Source organism: Phycisphaerales bacterium (assembly GCA_029268515.1).
Taxonomy (GTDB): domain Bacteria; phylum Planctomycetota; class Phycisphaerae; order Phycisphaerales; family SM1A02; genus JAQWNP01.
The window spans coordinates 1-17,100 of the sequence record JAQWNP010000003.1 but is presented as its reverse complement, the minus strand read 5'-3'; the positions used below and the strand labels follow the sequence as shown (position 1 = coordinate 17,100).

General features: G+C 51.5%; 15 protein-coding genes and 1 tRNA gene. 14 read left to right on the top strand and 2 right to left on the bottom strand.

What is annotated here, in order from left to right:
• Positions 1-81 precede the first annotated feature (81 nt).
• Positions 82-1,638 carry a histidine ammonia-lyase gene (gene hutH, locus P8J86_02450; protein ID MDG2053546.1) on the bottom strand — a complete coding sequence of 519 codons (1,557 nt, stop codon included), beginning with the start codon at positions 1,636-1,638 and terminating at the stop codon, positions 82-84.
• An 83-nt stretch (positions 1,639-1,721) separates the two neighbouring features.
• Here hutH and P8J86_02445 point away from each other — a divergent pair, with 83 nt between their 5' ends.
• The 11 genes from P8J86_02445 to P8J86_02395 all read left to right on the top strand — a co-directional run bounded on the left by P8J86_02445 (position 1,722) and on the right by P8J86_02395 (position 13,855).
• On the top strand, positions 1,722-2,549 hold the full coding sequence (locus P8J86_02445) for a hypothetical protein (GenBank protein ID MDG2053545.1): 828 nt from the start codon (positions 1,722-1,724) through the stop codon (positions 2,547-2,549).
• 93 nt (positions 2,550-2,642) lie between these two features.
• The gene (locus tag P8J86_02440; protein ID MDG2053544.1) at positions 2,643-4,193 is read left to right on the top strand and encodes an acetate--CoA ligase family protein; all 1,551 of its coding nucleotides are present in this window, start codon (positions 2,643-2,645) and stop codon (positions 4,191-4,193) included.
• Complete coding sequence (locus P8J86_02435; protein MDG2053543.1) at positions 4,193-5,113, top strand: CoA-binding protein; 921 nt, start codon at positions 4,193-4,195, stop codon at positions 5,111-5,113. The genes P8J86_02440 and P8J86_02435 overlap by 1 nt, the downstream gene beginning before the upstream one ends.
• Positions 5,114-5,143: 30 nt before the next feature.
• Positions 5,144-5,911 (top strand): citryl-CoA lyase, encoded by a 768-nt coding sequence (locus P8J86_02430; GenBank protein MDG2053542.1) that lies wholly within the window; start codon positions 5,144-5,146, stop codon positions 5,909-5,911.
• A gap of 86 nt (positions 5,912-5,997) precedes the next feature.
• On the top strand, positions 5,998-6,603 hold the full coding sequence (locus P8J86_02425) for an HDIG domain-containing protein (protein MDG2053541.1): 606 nt from the start codon (positions 5,998-6,000) through the stop codon (positions 6,601-6,603).
• Positions 6,603-7,616, top strand: coding sequence for a hypothetical protein (locus tag P8J86_02420; GenBank protein MDG2053540.1), 1,014 nt, complete (start codon positions 6,603-6,605; stop codon positions 7,614-7,616). The genes P8J86_02425 and P8J86_02420 overlap by 1 nt, the downstream gene beginning before the upstream one ends.
• The gene (locus P8J86_02415) at positions 7,613-8,182 is read left to right on the top strand and encodes a hypothetical protein (GenBank protein MDG2053539.1); all 570 of its coding nucleotides are present in this window, start codon (positions 7,613-7,615) and stop codon (positions 8,180-8,182) included. Before P8J86_02420 ends, P8J86_02415 begins: the two co-directional genes overlap by 4 nt.
• Before the next feature lie 33 nt (positions 8,183-8,215).
• Positions 8,216-10,171 carry a homoaconitase gene (gene lysF, locus P8J86_02410; GenBank protein MDG2053538.1) on the top strand — a complete coding sequence of 652 codons (1,956 nt, stop codon included), beginning with the start codon at positions 8,216-8,218 and terminating at the stop codon, positions 10,169-10,171.
• Between the two features lie 142 nt (positions 10,172-10,313).
• Positions 10,314-11,462: an isocitrate/isopropylmalate dehydrogenase family protein gene (locus tag P8J86_02405; GenBank protein ID MDG2053537.1), complete on the top strand. Its 1,149-nt coding sequence runs from the start codon at positions 10,314-10,316 to the stop codon at positions 11,460-11,462.
• Positions 11,463-11,510: 48 nt separating this feature from the next.
• Positions 11,511-12,941, top strand: coding sequence for an MmgE/PrpD family protein (locus P8J86_02400; protein MDG2053536.1), 1,431 nt, complete (start codon positions 11,511-11,513; stop codon positions 12,939-12,941).
• 2 nt (positions 12,942-12,943) lie between these two features.
• Complete coding sequence (locus P8J86_02395) at positions 12,944-13,855, top strand: PfkB family carbohydrate kinase (GenBank protein ID MDG2053535.1); 912 nt, start codon at positions 12,944-12,946, stop codon at positions 13,853-13,855.
• Here P8J86_02395 and P8J86_02390 read toward each other — a convergent pair.
• A complete protein-coding gene (locus tag P8J86_02390) occupies positions 13,844-14,755 on the bottom strand; it encodes an N-acetylmuramic acid 6-phosphate etherase (protein ID MDG2053534.1) in 912 nt (303 codons plus the stop codon). The genes P8J86_02395 and P8J86_02390 overlap by 12 nt on opposite strands.
• 14 nt (positions 14,756-14,769) lie before the next feature.
• Here P8J86_02390 and P8J86_02385 point away from each other — a divergent pair.
• The 3 genes from P8J86_02385 to P8J86_02375 form a co-directional block, all read left to right on the top strand.
• Positions 14,770-14,858, top strand: a tRNA-Ser gene (locus P8J86_02385).
• 238 nt (positions 14,859-15,096) lie between these two features.
• Positions 15,097-15,453: an HU family DNA-binding protein gene (locus tag P8J86_02380; GenBank protein MDG2053533.1), complete on the top strand. Its 357-nt coding sequence runs from the start codon at positions 15,097-15,099 to the stop codon at positions 15,451-15,453.
• A 591-nt stretch (positions 15,454-16,044) separates the two neighbouring features.
• Positions 16,045-17,100 (top strand): hypothetical protein (locus tag P8J86_02375; protein ID MDG2053532.1); only part of this gene is annotated, 1,056 nt, incomplete at its 3' end.

Genomic DNA, 17,100 nt, shown 5'->3' with positions numbered 1-17,100 from the left:
AACTTTACTAGAGGGCTGCGTAGCATTAATCAGAAACAAAGATCTGTGCACTGAGTTCGATATCTTAACATTTTGCTCCCACTACATATTGAGACTATCCCCAAACTCACGCAGCCCACCTGCCACAATCAGTTGGCAGATCGCTTCAATGTCTGGAGCAGGACTACGATCCGCTTCTAACGGAGCAACCACATCTCGCAACAGTTGGTGGCCTCGCTCAACCTGGTCACCACTCAGTAATGGACGCTGATGCTCAAGCCCCTCAGCCATCGCCATGAGTTCAATCGCAATAACATTACGAGCAAGACCGACAGCTTGGCGCACCTGATGAGCAGCAGTCGCACCCATGGAGTTGTAGTCCTCGATGCCAGCAGATGTAGGAATGTTGCCAACACTCGCTGGCGACGCAAGGCATTGCAGCTCATTGCAGCAGGCGGCAGCTGTGTACTGAACAATCATCAGACCACTGTGTAAGCCTGGGTCGGATGCAAGGAAGGGGGTAACAGGATTTTGATCATCGCGGCCAGAGAGTAGCCAGTTCAACCTTCGTTCGCTGATACCAGCCATGTGACAAATTGCAATTGACAGCGTATCGAGCGCGATAGCGAGTGGCATTCCATGAAAATTACCTCCGGCAACAAAGTCTGCCTCACCACTGGATTCCCCTGGAAAAACAAGTGGATTGTCTGTGACGGCACCGAGCTCTGCATCGATGACCACGCGGACATGTTCAATGGTGTCGAGCACAGCGCCCAGCACCTGCGGCGTTGCTCTCAGGCTATAGGGATCTTGTACTCGGGGATCGTCTTGTTGGTGATCTTGAATAATTTGTGAGCCCGCTAGCAATGTCCGCACACATTTCGCAACACGCCTTTGGCCTGGCTGACAGCGGACCGCATGAAGTCGATCATCAAGAAAACTGTCAGTAGCACGGCAAGCGTCAATACCCATCGCCGAAGCAAGCAAGGCGGCAGGAAGAAGATTCTCAAGATCAATCAATGCAAGCGATGCGATCGCAGCCATTAGATGCGTACCATTAATCAGTGCAAGGCCAACCTTTGCAGCCAATGGCATTTTGGAAAGTCCACGCTTTGCCAATGCAGACCCACCATCCATTCGTTCGCCGTCAACCCAAGCTTGCCCCTCACCAATCAAGACCAGGCCTAAATGAGACAATGGAGCAAGATCACCAGAAGCACCCACTGATCCCCGTGACGGAATCACTGGGGTGATGCCGTGATTGAGAAGAGCGAGTATTTGCTCAATGACGTCACAAGAAATGCCTGAGTGTCCGCGCGACAGGCTGGCTGCGAGAAGCAACATCATTGCTCGAGCCACATCTTCAGGAAGTGCTTCACCAACCCCGGCCGCATGTGAGCGGAGAATATTTTCTTGAAGCGTTGTGATATTTGTGGAATCAATGACTGAACGCGAGAGTGCACCGAAACCCGTATTAATGCCATAGACAGGCTCAGCACCATCTTGCCAAACAGCATTGACCGCGTCTTGGGCCCTCATGATGACTTTACGCTGAGATACTGCCAGGGTGACATGACGCCCAGCGCGTGCCACATCTGCCAAATCATCAAGGTGGATTGGACTGCCCGTTAACTCAAGTGATCCAGATTTTTCTGCCATAGCCTTAGATGATAACCTCGCATCACCCGGTACCTAAAGCGCAAGGGCGGCCACGGGTCTCTATAGTTGCCAACATCCTCATCATGAGCGCATTACCACGCCAAATACTCTTTACCGCGTCACTCCTTGTCGCAGCCCTGATTTGTGTCGCTGTAGCCCCATTTATGAGGCAAGCTTCAGGATCACTTGGGCCGATTGCCATGACTGCTGATTCACCAGTCCTGGCCGTAACAACCATCATTTTAGCCCTGGCATGTGCCACGGCTCTGGGCATCTTGGTCGGCAGGGCATACAACGCCTCTATGGGCCTCTTTGTGGTCGGCTTTGGATTGGCCGTTTTGAGCCTTAACCTGGCACCACTTCAGGAGATCGCCTTCCATGGAAAACTGGGCCCTGTCGTCATTTCTTTGGCCGTTTGGACTGGCTTGGTACTTCTTGTGAGCGTGATTGTATTTCGCTGCTCTGGACCGATCCCTGAGATCAAGCCGCTTGCTGGGGAGCCACTGCCTGATCCATTCAAAAGCAATCAAGCACTTCAAAGCTGTGCCTGTGGCCTGATTGTGCTGCCGATTGTTTGGCTGGTCGCAAAAATACCCGTAGATGGCCAAACCCTGGCAGCCGTGACAATTGGCGCGACCCTGGCGGGCCTGGTGGGCCGACTCGTGGCACCTAGCGTACAACCCGTGCTGCTGTTCGCGGCACCCTGCGCAGCAGGATTTCTCGGCGCCTTATGGGGGTGGCTAGAAGCCGGCCCCACATCCCAGCTCTCAAATGCCTTTGTCATGCAAGACCTTCTGCCATTAAGCTACCCAATGCCGCTGGACTATGTGGCTGGCTCCCTGATGGGGGTAAGTATTGGCATTGGATGGAGCAAGTCCTTCCTGCAGGAAGAACAACCTCCCTCCAGATGATGGCAGCCTATTGTCAGCATCTGCATGCGACCATACGATCCGAACCTTCCGAGCAATTTGCTCATATCAGTTTCTTCAGAAATGGAGTTCCCAGTGGCACGTCTGCATGAACATCAAGGAAAGAGCCTATTGAGCCAGGGTGGCATCAGCACGCCCAGAGGTCACGTCATTACGAGCCCTCAAGAAGCCCAAGAGGCGTACGAACAACTCAACACAATGACTAGCAAAGGCGTCATCCTTAAAGCCCAGGCATGGATCACTGGGCGCAAGGCGAAGGGAGGAATTCTCTTTGCTGAATCGAGCGAAGAAGCAAAGGACGCTGCCAAGAAGCTCTTGTCACTGTCCTTTGGCAACTTCCCGGTGCAAGAGGTTCTCATTGAAGAGCTGATTGATATTGATCAAGAGCTCTTTGTGTCACTCACAATTGATGACTCTACGCGAGCACCTGTCTTATTGGTGGACCTGCATGGCGGCTCCGGCATCGAAGAACGCGCCGACCAGGTCGCCCGACTCGCTATTGATGTCGAAACTGGCGTGAGCCGATCTGAGCTTGAGCAGCTGCTCAAAGGATCAGCTATTCCAAGTGAAACACATGCGAAGATTGCTGATGCAATCGTTAATGCGGTAAAGATGGCTCAGAAGATTGAAGCAAGATCGCTTGAGATCAATCCCCTTGTCACAACCAAAGACGGCAACGTCGTGGCCGCCGACTGCCGCGTCACCGTGGACGACTATGCCGTTTTTCGTCACGACGAACTTGGCATTGAAATCGCCAGAGAATTAGATCACCCCGCGACTGAACTAGAACGTATTGCTTATCGCATTGAGCAAGAAGATCATCGAGGTACTTTTTACTTTGCTCAACTGCCGACCGATGGACATGAGGCAACACTTGGCTTGATCGGCTTTCATGGCGCTGGTGGCGGCGGTTCAATGATGTCTATGGATGCGGTATCAAGCCTGGGCTTCACCTTGGCAAACTTTACTGATACATCAGGCAATCCATCTGCAGCAAAAGTTTATCGCGCGGCTCGGGTCATACTGAGTCAGCCAGGCCTGATCGGTTACTTCGGCTCTGGTAGCGGCGTAGCAAGTCAAGAACAGTTTCATTCTGCCTATGGCCTGGCCAAAGCATTCAAAGAGATGAACGTCTCCATGCCAGTGGTCATTCGCCTCGGTGGCAATGCAGAGGATCGAGCTGTCGAGATTCTGGAGTCAGCTTGCGATTCGCTCCCCGGAACAATAGAAGGCTACCGCAAGGATGATACCCCAGCTTTCTGTGCGCAACGCTTCGCGACACTCGTTGAATCACGAAACCCCAATGCACGCTCAGACAAACTCAAGAGATCTGTCCCAGACTTCGTTGGAACCAATAACGCCACGCAATTCCAGATCAATGGAGGCTGCATTTGGATTGACCAAAATGCAATAAACGACAAAGCTAAACAGGTCATTGCAGAATTTGGAGAGGGACTGTTGAATCTAAATTCAGATGGCATCACACTCGCCATTTCAGAAGATGAAGCGGCAGGAAAAGATTCGGAGTTCATTGGCTTAGAGATCGAATTACAGAGAGCGGGATGCCCAATCCTCTTTGTAGACTTGGCGATTGAGGGCATCGACACGGAGGCAAAAAGAAGCTGATGGCGATCATTATCGATAAAGATAAAAAAGTGTGCGTGCAAGGCATTACCGGGCGAGAGGGCCGAGCCCGCACGCGGCTTATGAAATCATTTGGAACCAACATCATCGGTGGCTGCACGCCAGGAAAGGGCGGGCAAGAAGTCGAGGGCCTGCCTGTATTCGATTCAGTCGCAGCAATGACAGAGTGTGTTGGAAGTGTTGACGTCTCAGTCATCTTCGTGCCGGCGCGGCTTGTTAAAGCCGCTGCGATTGAAGCAATGCAAGGTGGCATCAAACGCATCATGCTTGTACCTGACCGGATACCGGTTTGGGATGCCATGGCTATCGCTAAGCAAGCAAAAATCTGCGGCGCTGATTTCATTGGCCCCAATACACTCGGCGTGATTAGCCCTGGTCGCGGTGTGCTTGGCATGATTGGCGGCCGCGCTGAGTCTGCCCGCCAATGGTTTAATGAACCCATCCCAGGAAAAACAGTGGGCGTGATATCGCGCAGTGGTGGCATGTCTTCATCATGTGGGTACTACCTCAGCAGAGCAGGCCTCGGCATTAGCACGATTTGTCATGTGGGAGGCGATTCAGTACTTGGCCTTCGCATCCCCGATGTCGCCATGATGTTTCAAGACGATCCTGAAACCGATGCAATTGTGATCTTCGGTGAGATTGGTGGTTCCCAAGAAGAGCAACTTGCTGAACTCATGGCTGCTGGACGAGTGACAAAGCCGGTGGTCGCCTACATTGGAGGCAAGGCAGCCCGCGAAGGCACACGGTTTAGTCATGCTGGGGCAATCATTGAAGGCAATCGCGGCACACATGCGGGCAAAGTTGCGGCTCTGACATCAGCTGGCGCGACCGTAGTCGACGGATTTGGTGACCTTCCCGCCGCAGCACTCGCCGCATTGGGTATACCAGCCTCCAGCTAAACTCATTCAATTTGAAAAAGGGTGTGACTCATGGCAGACACGTGGCCGACAGCAATTACAGAAATCAAGCCCAATGAGGTCCGAGTCCGCGGCTATAACATCGCTGATCTCATGGGGAGGGTGACATTCGGACAGGCCGTCTACCTAGTGCTTCGGGGAGAAATGCCCAGTGATGAGGTCGGTCGACTGATGGATGCCATCTTGGTCTCGAGTATTGACCATGGCGTGACACCACCTTCTGTGCAATCAGCTCGCCAAGTCGCTTCCACTGGAGCGACTGTCTCAGCCTCTGTTGCGGCAGGAATCATGAGTGTCAATGAGTTTCACGGGGGCGCGATCACCAACTGCGCGCTACAATTGAGTTCAATTATTGAGCGCGCTGGTAAAGATGGTGATTTAGTAGGAGCCGCAAGCGCCTTTTTGGATGAACTCAAGTCCAAAGGGAAGCGAATGAGTGGCTTTGGTCATCGTGTCCATAGCAACGACCCCCGCACAAGTCGACTGTTTGAGCTGGCTGAAGAAGCGGGGGTCTCAGGTTCACATATGGCTGCAGCAGATGCCGTCGCCGAGATCTTCGCTGGCTCAGGCAAGACCCTGCCTCTGAATGTAGATGGTGCTATTGCAGCGGTGACTGCTGATCTGGGCTTCGAGCCACAAATTATGAATGGCCTCTTCATGATTGCCCGGACCCCAGGGCTTCTGGCCCATGTTGCCGAGGAGCAAGACCGTATGCGACCAATGCGGCGTATTGACCCAAAATCGCATACCTACGATGGCCCAAAGACAAGAACACTTTAGTGAGCCAACCAGAGCTACACTGCACGCCTTCGTTTTGTCAATCGTGACAATAAATCAAAACCATAACCAACCGAGAAGAAAATCTTATGACGTCAGCGACAACAGAAAAGATGAAGTACACCACCCCACAAATTGCTGAGCTCTTTCCTAATTTAATGGACATCCAAAACACCTCACTGCGAGACAGCGTTTCCGCAGTCTGGAATGAAGCAATCACGACAGGTTGCGGCGGGAGTGGTTGGACCTTCGACGAATTAAGGGAAGTAAAATTCACACTCCTCGCTGGCGACATCGACATGACTTTTATCGCTCATCTCAACTCATGTGTCCGACAGTGCATCGCGATCGCAGATGTACTAGAGAGCGCTTTTAGTTGCGACATACCAATCAATCGAGATCACCTTATCGCTGGCTCGCTACTTGCCGATTGCGGCAAGCCTCTTGAGTTTGATCGCGATAAGGATGGCCACATTGTCAAAGGGCACTTTGGCCAAATGTTGCGTCATCCGTTTTCCGGCGTCGCGATGTGCTACAAGCACGGCATACCTGCAGAGGTCATGCACATTGTCGCCACGCATAGTCATGAAGGTGACAAAGTTGATCGGACCATTGAATCAATCATCTTTCATCACGCCGATTTTGTTGACTTTGATATCGCCAAGTTCCTGGGCAAGCAGGCCGCCTCTAAGTAATGGCTTCGCTCATTTTCGCCCTAGCTTTTGTGCTACTGACTGTGGCCATGTCTGTTCGGCCGCTTTTTCCTGAGCGACGATTGCCTCTTGATAAAGAAACTTTTCTGGAGTGGTCGCCAAAGACGCTGTGGCTGCCTTTGCCTGGTCGACACGAAACGTTAGCTCACGAAGTCGTGCTCATTTTGTTTCTTCTGCTTCTAGCTATTTTTCTTATGGTGAGTCTTGGCGCTCGATCAAATGGCATCGTCGGATTTCTCGTTTTACTCGCTGCGCTGCTTTGTTTGTTCCTCGCTCTCAAGGAATTCAAATCGCGTCGATATACAAAAAAGCACCTTAGGCAAACATACGTTGCAGGCCTGCTTTCTGTCATTCAACAAGCGAACTTGCCTCAAAGATCATCCTCTAGCCAGCATGCAAAGTCGACAATCACGGCTCTTGACTCCGGTTTTAAGCAACAAGGAACCTCAAGACCTGAGGTCATTGCTGATCTTGCTTTTATTCAATCTCTAAGGAGCATCGCGCTGTTGCCTGGCCTTCCTGAGCCAGAGCATGTTCTTGCAAGCTCCAAGCGTAAGATTTCAAATATCGTGATCTCATTGATTCTCGCCGCCAATGCTCTAGGCCTCGCGCTCCTGTATGGTCAAATAATCTGTCTTGCGGTTGGTTTTGTTTTCTTGATCAGTGGACTGTTGCCTTTACCACCTGTTCGCCGTTTTGTTCGACAGTTCCAAAGAGATTCGAAGGGCCTAATCGCGGGACCGGGTTTCACAGTCAGTTCGAGCGGGCAGATCTGGAATACTGAAGACTCAGTCGCCATTATTAGAGCTGCCCAGCTATGTCCGAATAGGTTTGCTTCTGTTTATCTTCAGCTGATCGGCCCAGCGGGATGTAAGCAAATGAGCTTCGGGTCAATCAGTGATCCTGATTTTTTATGCTTTTGGCAGCGTTGGACCCATCCTGAGGCCCGCCCGGAACTGGCAGCTTCGCTTGCTGCCGATATGCTGCCATCATGAAAAACACCGCACAGCCGAAGCGAGTCCGTATGGCCTGGATTTCAGTCATGGTGGCCATCCTTCAGATTAGCGCTGGTATCGCTGGCGTGATTGCCTCTACAGCCATAAAGAATATTTCTGATGAGGTAAACACCACTACAGCGCAAGTTGGCGATCTACTAAATCATGGGCTTGAGGCGATCACTATCAATGAGGTTTCTATCCCTGGTGACATCTCTAAAGTTGATGGAGCCAATAGAGGGCTTGAAATGCTTCCGGGCCCGATGGTCGTGCTCATGGTCTACTGTGTCGTAACCCTGCTGGGAATCTTATTGCTGATAGGATCGATCCACTTGATTGTGGACCGGCCCGGTGGAGCCATCATGACATGGGGCTGGGCCATCTTGGCGCTGTTATGGACCTTCATCCCATTTACGGGCCACTATGAGTCTCTTGCTGTGCTCCGGTTTATCTCAATTGAACTCCATATTGCAGTTGGGATCGTATGCCTTCTCGGGGCTGCCTTTGTTCAGATCTTCTGGCCAATCTGGCTGCTGTGCCACCTTCGCCCCTTTAAAGGCTCCTGAACCTTTTTTAGAAACAGGGCGTAAAATGGCATCATGAGCACTCACAATAAATCACAGACACTCGTAGAGAAGATCGTCCAGAAACATGTTCTGGACTATCCAGAACTTGTTCATGCCGGGGACTTTGTACGTATAGCGCCCAAGCATATTATGACCCATGACAATACCTCTGGTGTCATGCTTAAGTTTGATTCCATCGGCGTAAGCGAAGTATTCAATTCGCGACAGCCGGTATTCGCCATTGATCACGATATCCAGAACACGACGCCCGAGAATCTAGGAAAATATGCCAAGATCGAGAAGTTTGCTCGGACCCACGACATTGATTTCTATCCAGCCGGTACAGGCATTAGTCATCAAGTCATGGTTGAAGAGGGATACGTTATTCCCGGCAGCATGGTCGTTGGTTCAGATTCGCATTCAAATCTATACGGTGGTGTGGCGGCATTGGGGACACCAGTGGTGCGAACAGATGCGGCCGCTATTTGGGCCACTGGAGAAACATGGTGGCAAGTACCGCAGATGGCGAAAGTCACACTGACCGGCGAGCTCCAGGCAGGGGTGGTTGGTAAAGATGTGATCATTGCTTTGTGTGGACTCTTTAATAACGACGAAGTTTTGAATATGGCCGTTGAGTTCACTGGTAATGGACTCGCCTTGCTATCAATGGATCAGCGCCTCTCAATTGCCAATATGACGACAGAGTGGGGCGCCTTAGCTGGCGTGCTTCCCTTCGACGAGGTCTTGCGAGAGGCTCTCTATAAGCGAGCGGACTATTTAGCGCGGCGAGCAGGCAAGAAGGGCCCACGATTTACCCGTGATGATGTTGATCATTGGTGGGCTGATAGGCTCGATAGTGACCCGGATGCTCACTACGCCACAGAGCTAGAGCTCGATCTTTCTACCGTCATTCCACATGTTTCAGGACCAGACCATGTGAAAGTCATGCGAGCTTTGCCAGAGATCGAACAAGAGCAAGTAAAAATTAACAAGGCCTACTTACTGAGCTGCGTCAATGCGCGACTTGAGGATCTCCAGGAAGCAGCTTCAATCGTTGCTGGCAAGAAGGTTGCTGAAGATGTCGAATTTTATGTCGCGGCCGCATCAAAGAATGTCCAAGAGGCCGCCAGTGAAAGTGGGCACTGGCAACAGCTTCTTGAAGCTGGAGCGATTCCATTGCCGCCAGGCTGTGGCACTTGTATTGGGCTCGGAGCAGGCACATTAAAAGCCGGTGAAATTGGCATCAGCGCTACGAACAGAAACTTCAAGGGCCGGATGGGAAGTCGCGATGCACAGGCATACCTTGCAAGCCCAGCTGTGGTTGCCGCGTCTGCTTTGGCTGGGCATATCTGCGCTCCAAGAAACTACGTGGATCAAAAAGCAAGTACGCAAACAAAGTTGATCGGTGCACGCACAAGTGGAGGCGGCAGCACAACGATGGCGGAGGGCTTTCCAGTAAAGATGTCTGGCCGCGTACTCTGGTTGGACATTGATAACCTCAATACCGATGGAATCTATTCTGGAAAACTCACCTATCGCGATGATGTGACAGAGCAAGAAATGGCCGCTGCGGCAATGGCGAACTATGACCCAGGATTCGCCGAAATGGCTCGCCCGGGTGACATTATTGTTGCAGGACGCAATTTTGGAACCGGTTCTTCCCGTGAACAGGCTGTCATCAGCCTGCAAGCCGGCGGAATACAGTGTGTGATTGCCTCGTCTTTTAGCCAGACCTACAAGCGAAATGCCATCAATAACGGTTTTATCGTGCTCGATTGCGCTGAGCTAGTGGATTGGTTTCGTGCTCAGGAGCAGGAAAATAAGGCGCTAACCGTCATTGGGCCAGAAATAACCATCGATTTTGTCCAGGCAACGATCTTGATCGAAGATCAGACGTATCAGTTCACCCCGCTAGGTGCCGTCCCACAGGAGGTCATCGCGGCAGGGGGGGCTGAAGCACTCGTCGCAAAGAAGTTGGCCAAGGCCTAACCCGCCAAATGCGGCCTCCTTGAGGTTCCGCGCAGTTGCACGGCCTATGGCTCCCACGGAATCCGGGGCCACGTTATATTCATCGCTTACCCATGAGCCCTCGTCTTGTTTGGGGGGGCCAACCTACTTAGGAAAGAGACCCATGTCGAAGTACAAGATTGCGTGGATGCCTGGTGATGGCGTCGGTATTGAAGTAATGGATGCAACAAAAGTCGTGCTCGATGCGATGAAGTTTGATGCCAGTTACCACCCAGCGGATATTGGCTGGGAATATTGGATCAATGAAGGCAATCCACTACCTGATCGAACAATTGAAGTGCTCAAGAATACCGATTGCGGATTGTTTGGTGCTATCACAAGCAAGCCCCGTGAAGAAGCCCAAGCAGAACTACTTCCTGAACTTCAGGATAAAGGCCTGGTGTACTTCAGCCCGATCGTCAAGCTTCGACAAATGTTTAACCTGCACACAAATTTGCGCCCGTGCAAGGCATATCCAGGCAATCCACTCAATTATCGAAGTGACATCGATCTGGTTGTCTTCCGTGAAAATACCGAGGGCAGCTATGGCGGCGTTGAATGGTACCCTCTGCCTGAGAAAGTTTACGATGCGCTGTGTGACAATCCAAAGATGATTAAGTGGAAAGACAAAGGTTTAGAAAATGTTGCGCTATCCACACGCATCATGTCTCAGCAAGGCTGCGAGTCAATTTGCCGCCAGTCATTTGAGTACGCCAAGAAGCACGGCCGAAAGAGCGTAACGCTGGTCGAGAAGCCAAACGTGCTCAGAGAAACCGGCGGGCTTATGACTCGTGTTTTCCGTGACGTTGCCAAGGACTACAGTGGCATTGAGGCTTGGGAAGCGAACATCGATGCGATCTGCATGTGGCTGATCAAGAATCCACAAGACTACGACGTACTGGTCGCAGAGAACATGTTTGGTGATATTGTCAGCGATCTCTGTGCTGGCCTTGTTGGTGGCCTGGGCTTTGCAAGTGCGGCTAACATTGGCGACAACTATGCCGTGTTCGAACCAACCCATGGTTCTGCACCAAAGTATGAAGGCCAAAATGTGGTCAACCCCATGGCCATGTTACTCACAGCCAAACTCATGCTTGATTGGCTCGGCGAAGCTGAAGATGCTGCCCGACTTGAGAAGGCGATTGCTGACGTGATTGCGGAAGGCACTTCAGGAACATATGACGTGAAGGGTCGGGGCAACGGCGATTCCACGATGGAAGTTGCTGAAGAAGTTGCCCGCAAGGTGACGTCATCTCAGGCCTGTGCTAGCTAAACTCAACGAAGTAGCAAATATCATTACTCGTGTGAAAGGACCCATCTCATGGGCGGTCATGACACCTCAAAGTCGAACACTGATTTTATTACTTGGCAGCTCGCTCAATGGGCTGCAAAACTAAAGTATGAAGATCTCAGTGACGAAGCGATCCATACGGCAAAGCTCTACCTGTTTGATTCATTTGGTTGCGCCCTTGGCGGCAGCCAACAGCATGATCTACAAATCTTCCTTGACTATGCCAAGCAACTCGGTGGCCATGAGCTTTGCACCATCTTTGGCTCCGGCTATCGAACCGATCCGGTCATGGCAGCGATGCTCAATGCACTTTGCATTCGGGCAATGGATTACAACGATATCTATTGGAAAGCAGATCCAGCACATCCATCAGATATCATTCCAGCGGCGCTATCGATCTGTGAAATGAACGGTCTTTCCGGGAAAGATCTCATCCTTGGAACAGTCATCGGCCACGAAATCGAAATGCGGTTGGCTGAGTTCGGAGATCCAGGCGTACGTGAGTATGGCTGGCACCATGCGACAATCACCTGCATCGCATCACCAATTGTCGCAGGCAGGATGCTCGGGCTTCCTGCAGAACAGATTCAGCAGGCCATTGGTATCAGCGCCTCTCCATCTATGTGCTTGGGTGCGGTCACTGCAGGCAAACTTACTAACATGAAGAACACCGTCGATCCGATGGCGACTCGCAGCGGTGTTGAAGCAGCAATGCTTGCTTCGCGTGGCTACTCTGGACCAGAACATGTCATCGACGGCAAAGAGGGACTGGTCCATTGCTTCGAGAAGTTTGGTGGCAAGTTCCACCTGAATATGCTGACTGATGACCTGCCAGCTTCTGCCAGCGATCATTACAAAATCATCGACTGCGGAATGAAATCATTCCCAATCGAGGCTCTGAGCCATGCGCCCTTGACCGCAATGATGAAAATCGTCAAGGAGCAAAATCTGAATCCAGATCAAGTTCAAGAGATTAAAGTTGAGGTCATTGCACGAGCTGCAGATATCCTTGGCGACCCTGCAAAGTACCGACCAACGAGCAAAGAAACGGCAGATCATAGCTTGCCTTATTCTTTGGCTGTCGGCCTTGCTGATGGCATGGTCACACCACTGCAGTTCAAACAAGAACGAATTGATGACCCTGCTTTGATACCAGTCATGGATAAGATCAAAGTTGTTCCCAATGATGAATTCGAGGCACTCTTCCCGAAGTTCCAGCCAAGCCAAGTGACCATTACATTGCAGGATGGCTCCACATATCAACATCGCGTCGATGTACCCAAGGGTGACCCACGCGACCCGATGACTGAAGATGAGATTGCCGTGAAATTCAATGCCCTGGGAAGTAGCGTGGTTGGATCCGAGGCCTGCAATGAGCTACGCCCATTGATTATGCATATGGAAAATGAAGCAACGCTCGAACGCCTTATGGATCTCATGACAGCAAAGGTGACCGCATAACAATGCCACTTCTCGTTACTGGGACAATTGGGATTGATTCGATTGAAACCCCCACTCAGAAGCAAGAGGGTGTCGTTGGTGGTTCCTGCGCACACTTTGCAGCGGCAGCGTCACTCTACGGACCAGTTCGACTTGTGGCAGCAGTGGGGGGCGACTGGCCAGAGTCGCATCGACAGGCGCTTAGGGCGTTCAAAAACATTGACATGTCTGGTCTTGAGGAGCGACCTCAAGGGCGTACCTTTGCCTGGGGTGGTAAGTACCTAGATGATGTCAATCAGCGTGAGACAATCTATACGGAGCTGGGTGTTCTTGATGAAGCACCGCCTGAAGTTCCAGCTTCGTTTCAAGACAGCGATACGCTTTTTCTAGCGAATTCACATCCTGCTGAACAACTCACAATGCTTGAGCGTGTACCCGGACAAAAACTTTGTGTCGCGGACACCATGAATCTTTGGATCGATATCGCCCAACCAGAGTTACGAACACTTTTGGCCCGTGTAGATGGTCTGGTGCTCAATGACCAAGAAGCCATTGAACTCACTGGCTGCACCAATGCGGTTAGTGCTGGTGATGCGATCCTAGAAATGGGACCATCATTTGTGGTGGTCAAAAAAGGTGAGCACGGCTGTTTATTGAGATCCAGTGAAGGGACGGTCGTTCTGCCAGCATTTCCTGCAAGACAGAAAGATGTGGTCGATCCAACTGGCGCAGGCGACTCCTTTGCTGGTGGCATGATGGGGCATCTAGCCAGAACTGGGGATCACTCCTTTGAGACGTTGCGTGAGGCGCTCGCCTGGGGCACCATCACCGCAAGCTTTGCGATCCGTGACTTCGGGCTTGGTGGTCTCGCTGGCCTTTCCACTGATGACCTTAAGCAAAGACTCGCTGACTTCAGAAAAGTCTCATCTTTCTAAAGACTGAATCGTCTCAGACAATGCCTGTTTCAGTGAACCGCCGCATGCCTTCAATTTGGCATGTGCATCGGAACGCGATAGCCCCGGGCGTAATTCTGCCAGAATACGAATCGCTCGATCTGCCAATTTATCGTTGGTACATCGAATATCAATCATCAGATCGCGATGGACTTTGCCAAGACGAACAAAGGCGATGGTCGTAATCATGTTCAAAGCGGCTTTTGTTGCTGACCCTGCCTTGAGCCGCGTAGAGCCACGCAGTACCTCAGGACCGGTGGGTATGACAATCAGATGGTCACAGGAATCCACGGATGTGACTGATTCTGCGCATGTTAAAAGGCCTGTCATAACGCCAGCCTTCTTGGCGGCGGGCAATGCACCTAAGACATAGGGCGTCGTGCCTCCAGCAGCAATCCCCAGGAGCGTGTCACTGCTATTGAGCCCAATATCGGTGAGAATTTCCTGACTCCCGTGAGGATCGTCCTCCATGCCCTCGCTGCTGAGCCTAAGTGATGAGTCGCCACCTGCAATGATTCCGAGCACCTGATCTGGCGAGCTCATAAAGGTAGGGGGGCACTCAGATGCATCTAATACACCGAGTCTTCCAGAGGTACCTGCTCCGAGATAAATCAGCCTACCGCCACCTTTCATACGGCCCGCAAGATCGTCAACAAAGCTCACGAGGGCCGGCATAGCCATTTCTAGTGCATCGGCAACGGCCCGCTGCTCGTCGATCATTAGTGCGACTGCGGCACTCGTTTCGATCGCCCCCAGATCTGAGCTGCCTGGATGGGGAATTTCGGTGGTGACATGGCTACGGTTAGGCGGCAATTGTGACATGCCAGCAAGTCTATCCGCCTGAGGAATATTGGCACCCATTGCCTCACGAAGGCGGTACAATTCCTGCCTCGCATGGACAGGTGGCCGAGCGGCTGAAGGCACCGGTTTGCTAAACCGGCGTAGGGTTTTGGCTCTACCGCGGGTTCGAATCCCGCCCTGTCCGCTTGATGAAGCGGTCGGCTCTGACAAGGGCTGGCCGCTTTCTCATGAGCGACCTCAGCACCCATAATTGGACATTGCCAAAAAAGACATACAAAAACCCTATTTTTCCAGGGTCAAATGGGTTGCCGCAGAGACACGTCCAGCGTATATTGCCGCGCATCAAGGGAATAGGCCCGAGGCAGTCAATCGGAACTCCGGGAAGCCCTAAAACAACCAATGCTTGAAAGGATTCACGACAGATGGCAAAAAAGAAAACCAAGAAAAAAGCATCTTCTCGCAAGAGTTCAACCGAACTCAAGCCACGCACCAAGAGTCAGATCTTCAGTGAAATTTCTGACAAGACTGGACTGACCCGCAAAGAGGTCGGTGGTGTCTTTGAAGAAATGTCGGGTCTGATCAAGAAGGATCTTGGTCGTCGCGGACCTGGCGCATTTACAGTGCCTGGACTCATGAAAATTGTCAAAGTGCATAAGCCACGTCGCGCTGCTCGCAAGGGCGTGAATCCATTCACTGGTGAAGAGATGATGTTCAAAGCAAAGCCTGCACATAGCATCGTCCGCGTTCGACCACTGAAGAACCTCAAGGAAATGGTCTGATACAAATCAGATTATTGAACTTGTAGGACGTAAGTCTTGCTCTTCAAAAGCCGCCACAGCAATGTGGCGGCTTTTTTTTCTTCCATCAAGGCAAACAAGTGCTCACTGATCTGAAAGGAATAAAAATTGCAGATATCAACAATGGCTTGACTGCGTGCACTGAAGACTTCTGCCTGTTTATTGTGGAATGAAAAACATGCCCAGATAAATCCAGCGCGAATGGTCCCTCTGCCAATTACAAGAGCGCTGCCTATAGACATTCATACACCAAGTCGCTCCAGCAAAACCGTTGTGCCCGCCTCTTGAAAATTCATTGCCACACGGTCTAAAAAAGAGCCGATGGTGCGACTGGGTTTTACGATGAGCACTCTCTCAAATGATGCTCTGGCCCAAAGGGCAACTGAAGCCCTATATGTCGAGAAGGAATTCTGCCAAACAGTGCTTCTTGGCTGCATCAGGCATGTCTGATTGACTTATCAGCCCTCAAACTCTGTTCTCGTGGCAGCTCGCTGTAATTTATCATTGCTCTGTATACCTGCCAGTGGTACCGTGATTGTTCAGGGGATAAAAAAGGGGAGGGAAGCTATCAGTATGTCATGTATAAAACCTTGCAAAAGCGTTGCCTTAACGGCGATCGCAACCAGTCTATTTGTGACAACATCGCTGCAGGCAGATCCTATATCGATGCAGGTTGACTCAGAAATGAGTAGTGCGTTTCTTGACACCTCTCTCTCACTGGTGATGAATGGGACATTCCTCGGAGACCACGACGAAGAGACCAATCCCGAAGGCACCATGACGAGGCCAGGGCTTTTTGGTGGAAGTGGCAATCAACCAGTGACCACTTCGGTCACGCCAAGAATTGAAGCACTTCTCGACAGCAACCCCGTGGGCAGCATGGATGTTGAGCTCGACTTTGATTTAGGCACCATCTTGATCACCAATACGCAGCTTGATCTGCTTGGCGACAGCACAGGCTCCATGCCCTTATCAATCGTGCTTGAGTTCGTGACCTTCCGAACCTATAACCCGGGCTCTTTATTTATTGGGGGATTCTCGCTTCCCATCCCGATTGGTTCTGGCTCACTGACAACGCTTACGTTTGAGCAATCAGAACTTCCCAGCCCCGGCTTGCTCACCGAAACGGCGCCAGGCCAATACGACTTTGGATTACTGATTCCGGGCCAACTCACACTGGGAGCCTCGTTGCTGGACCAGGAAATTGCGACGCCAGGCTTGCCCATGCCGCTACTGCTACTGGGATCCATCGAGGTATCAACAGATGGCGTTACGATGACACTGTCACTTGCTGAGTCATTTGAAGACGCACTTGACCTCAGTGAGACACTGCCGCCAATTGAAAACATTCCATTTCCATTGCCAACGATCCTGCCTCCTGGCGGCATTGCAAATCTCTTAGTGTCTGCGCAACCAATGAACCTTGAAGCTGCTATTGCAATCGCTGGAGATCTCATCATCTTTGGCGAAATGGAGGCGCCAAATTTATGTCCAGAGGACATCAACGGCGATGGCTTTGTCGACCTTGCTGACTTCTCTGATTTTCTCGTCAACTTCGGAGCCACTGGCGAGAACCCAGCAGACATCAATGGCGATCTTGTCGTCGATCTTGTGGACTTCAGCGCCTTT

What these genes read in the sequence shown, in the direction of transcription:
- hutH (MDG2053546.1), bottom strand. Translation starts at nt 1,638, where the DNA reads ATGGCAGAAAAATCTGGATCACTTGAGTTAACGGGCAGTCCAATCCAC.
- P8J86_02445 (MDG2053545.1), top strand. Translation starts at nt 1,722, where the DNA reads ATGAGCGCATTACCACGCCAAATACTCTTTACCGCGTCACTCCTTGTC.
- P8J86_02435 (MDG2053543.1), top strand. Translation starts at nt 4,193, where the DNA reads ATGGCGATCATTATCGATAAAGATAAAAAAGTGTGCGTGCAAGGCATT.
- P8J86_02430 (MDG2053542.1), top strand. Translation starts at nt 5,144, where the DNA reads ATGGCAGACACGTGGCCGACAGCAATTACAGAAATCAAGCCCAATGAG.
- P8J86_02425 (MDG2053541.1), top strand. Translation starts at nt 5,998, where the DNA reads ATGACGTCAGCGACAACAGAAAAGATGAAGTACACCACCCCACAAATT.
- P8J86_02420 (MDG2053540.1), top strand. Translation starts at nt 6,603, where the DNA reads ATGGCTTCGCTCATTTTCGCCCTAGCTTTTGTGCTACTGACTGTGGCC.
- P8J86_02415 (MDG2053539.1), top strand. Translation starts at nt 7,613, where the DNA reads ATGAAAAACACCGCACAGCCGAAGCGAGTCCGTATGGCCTGGATTTCA.
- lysF (MDG2053538.1), top strand. Translation starts at nt 8,216, where the DNA reads ATGAGCACTCACAATAAATCACAGACACTCGTAGAGAAGATCGTCCAG.
- P8J86_02405 (MDG2053537.1), top strand. Translation starts at nt 10,314, where the DNA reads ATGTCGAAGTACAAGATTGCGTGGATGCCTGGTGATGGCGTCGGTATT.
- P8J86_02400 (MDG2053536.1), top strand. Translation starts at nt 11,511, where the DNA reads ATGGGCGGTCATGACACCTCAAAGTCGAACACTGATTTTATTACTTGG.
- P8J86_02395 (MDG2053535.1), top strand. Translation starts at nt 12,944, where the DNA reads ATGCCACTTCTCGTTACTGGGACAATTGGGATTGATTCGATTGAAACC.
- P8J86_02380 (MDG2053533.1), top strand. Translation starts at nt 15,097, where the DNA reads ATGGCAAAAAAGAAAACCAAGAAAAAAGCATCTTCTCGCAAGAGTTCA.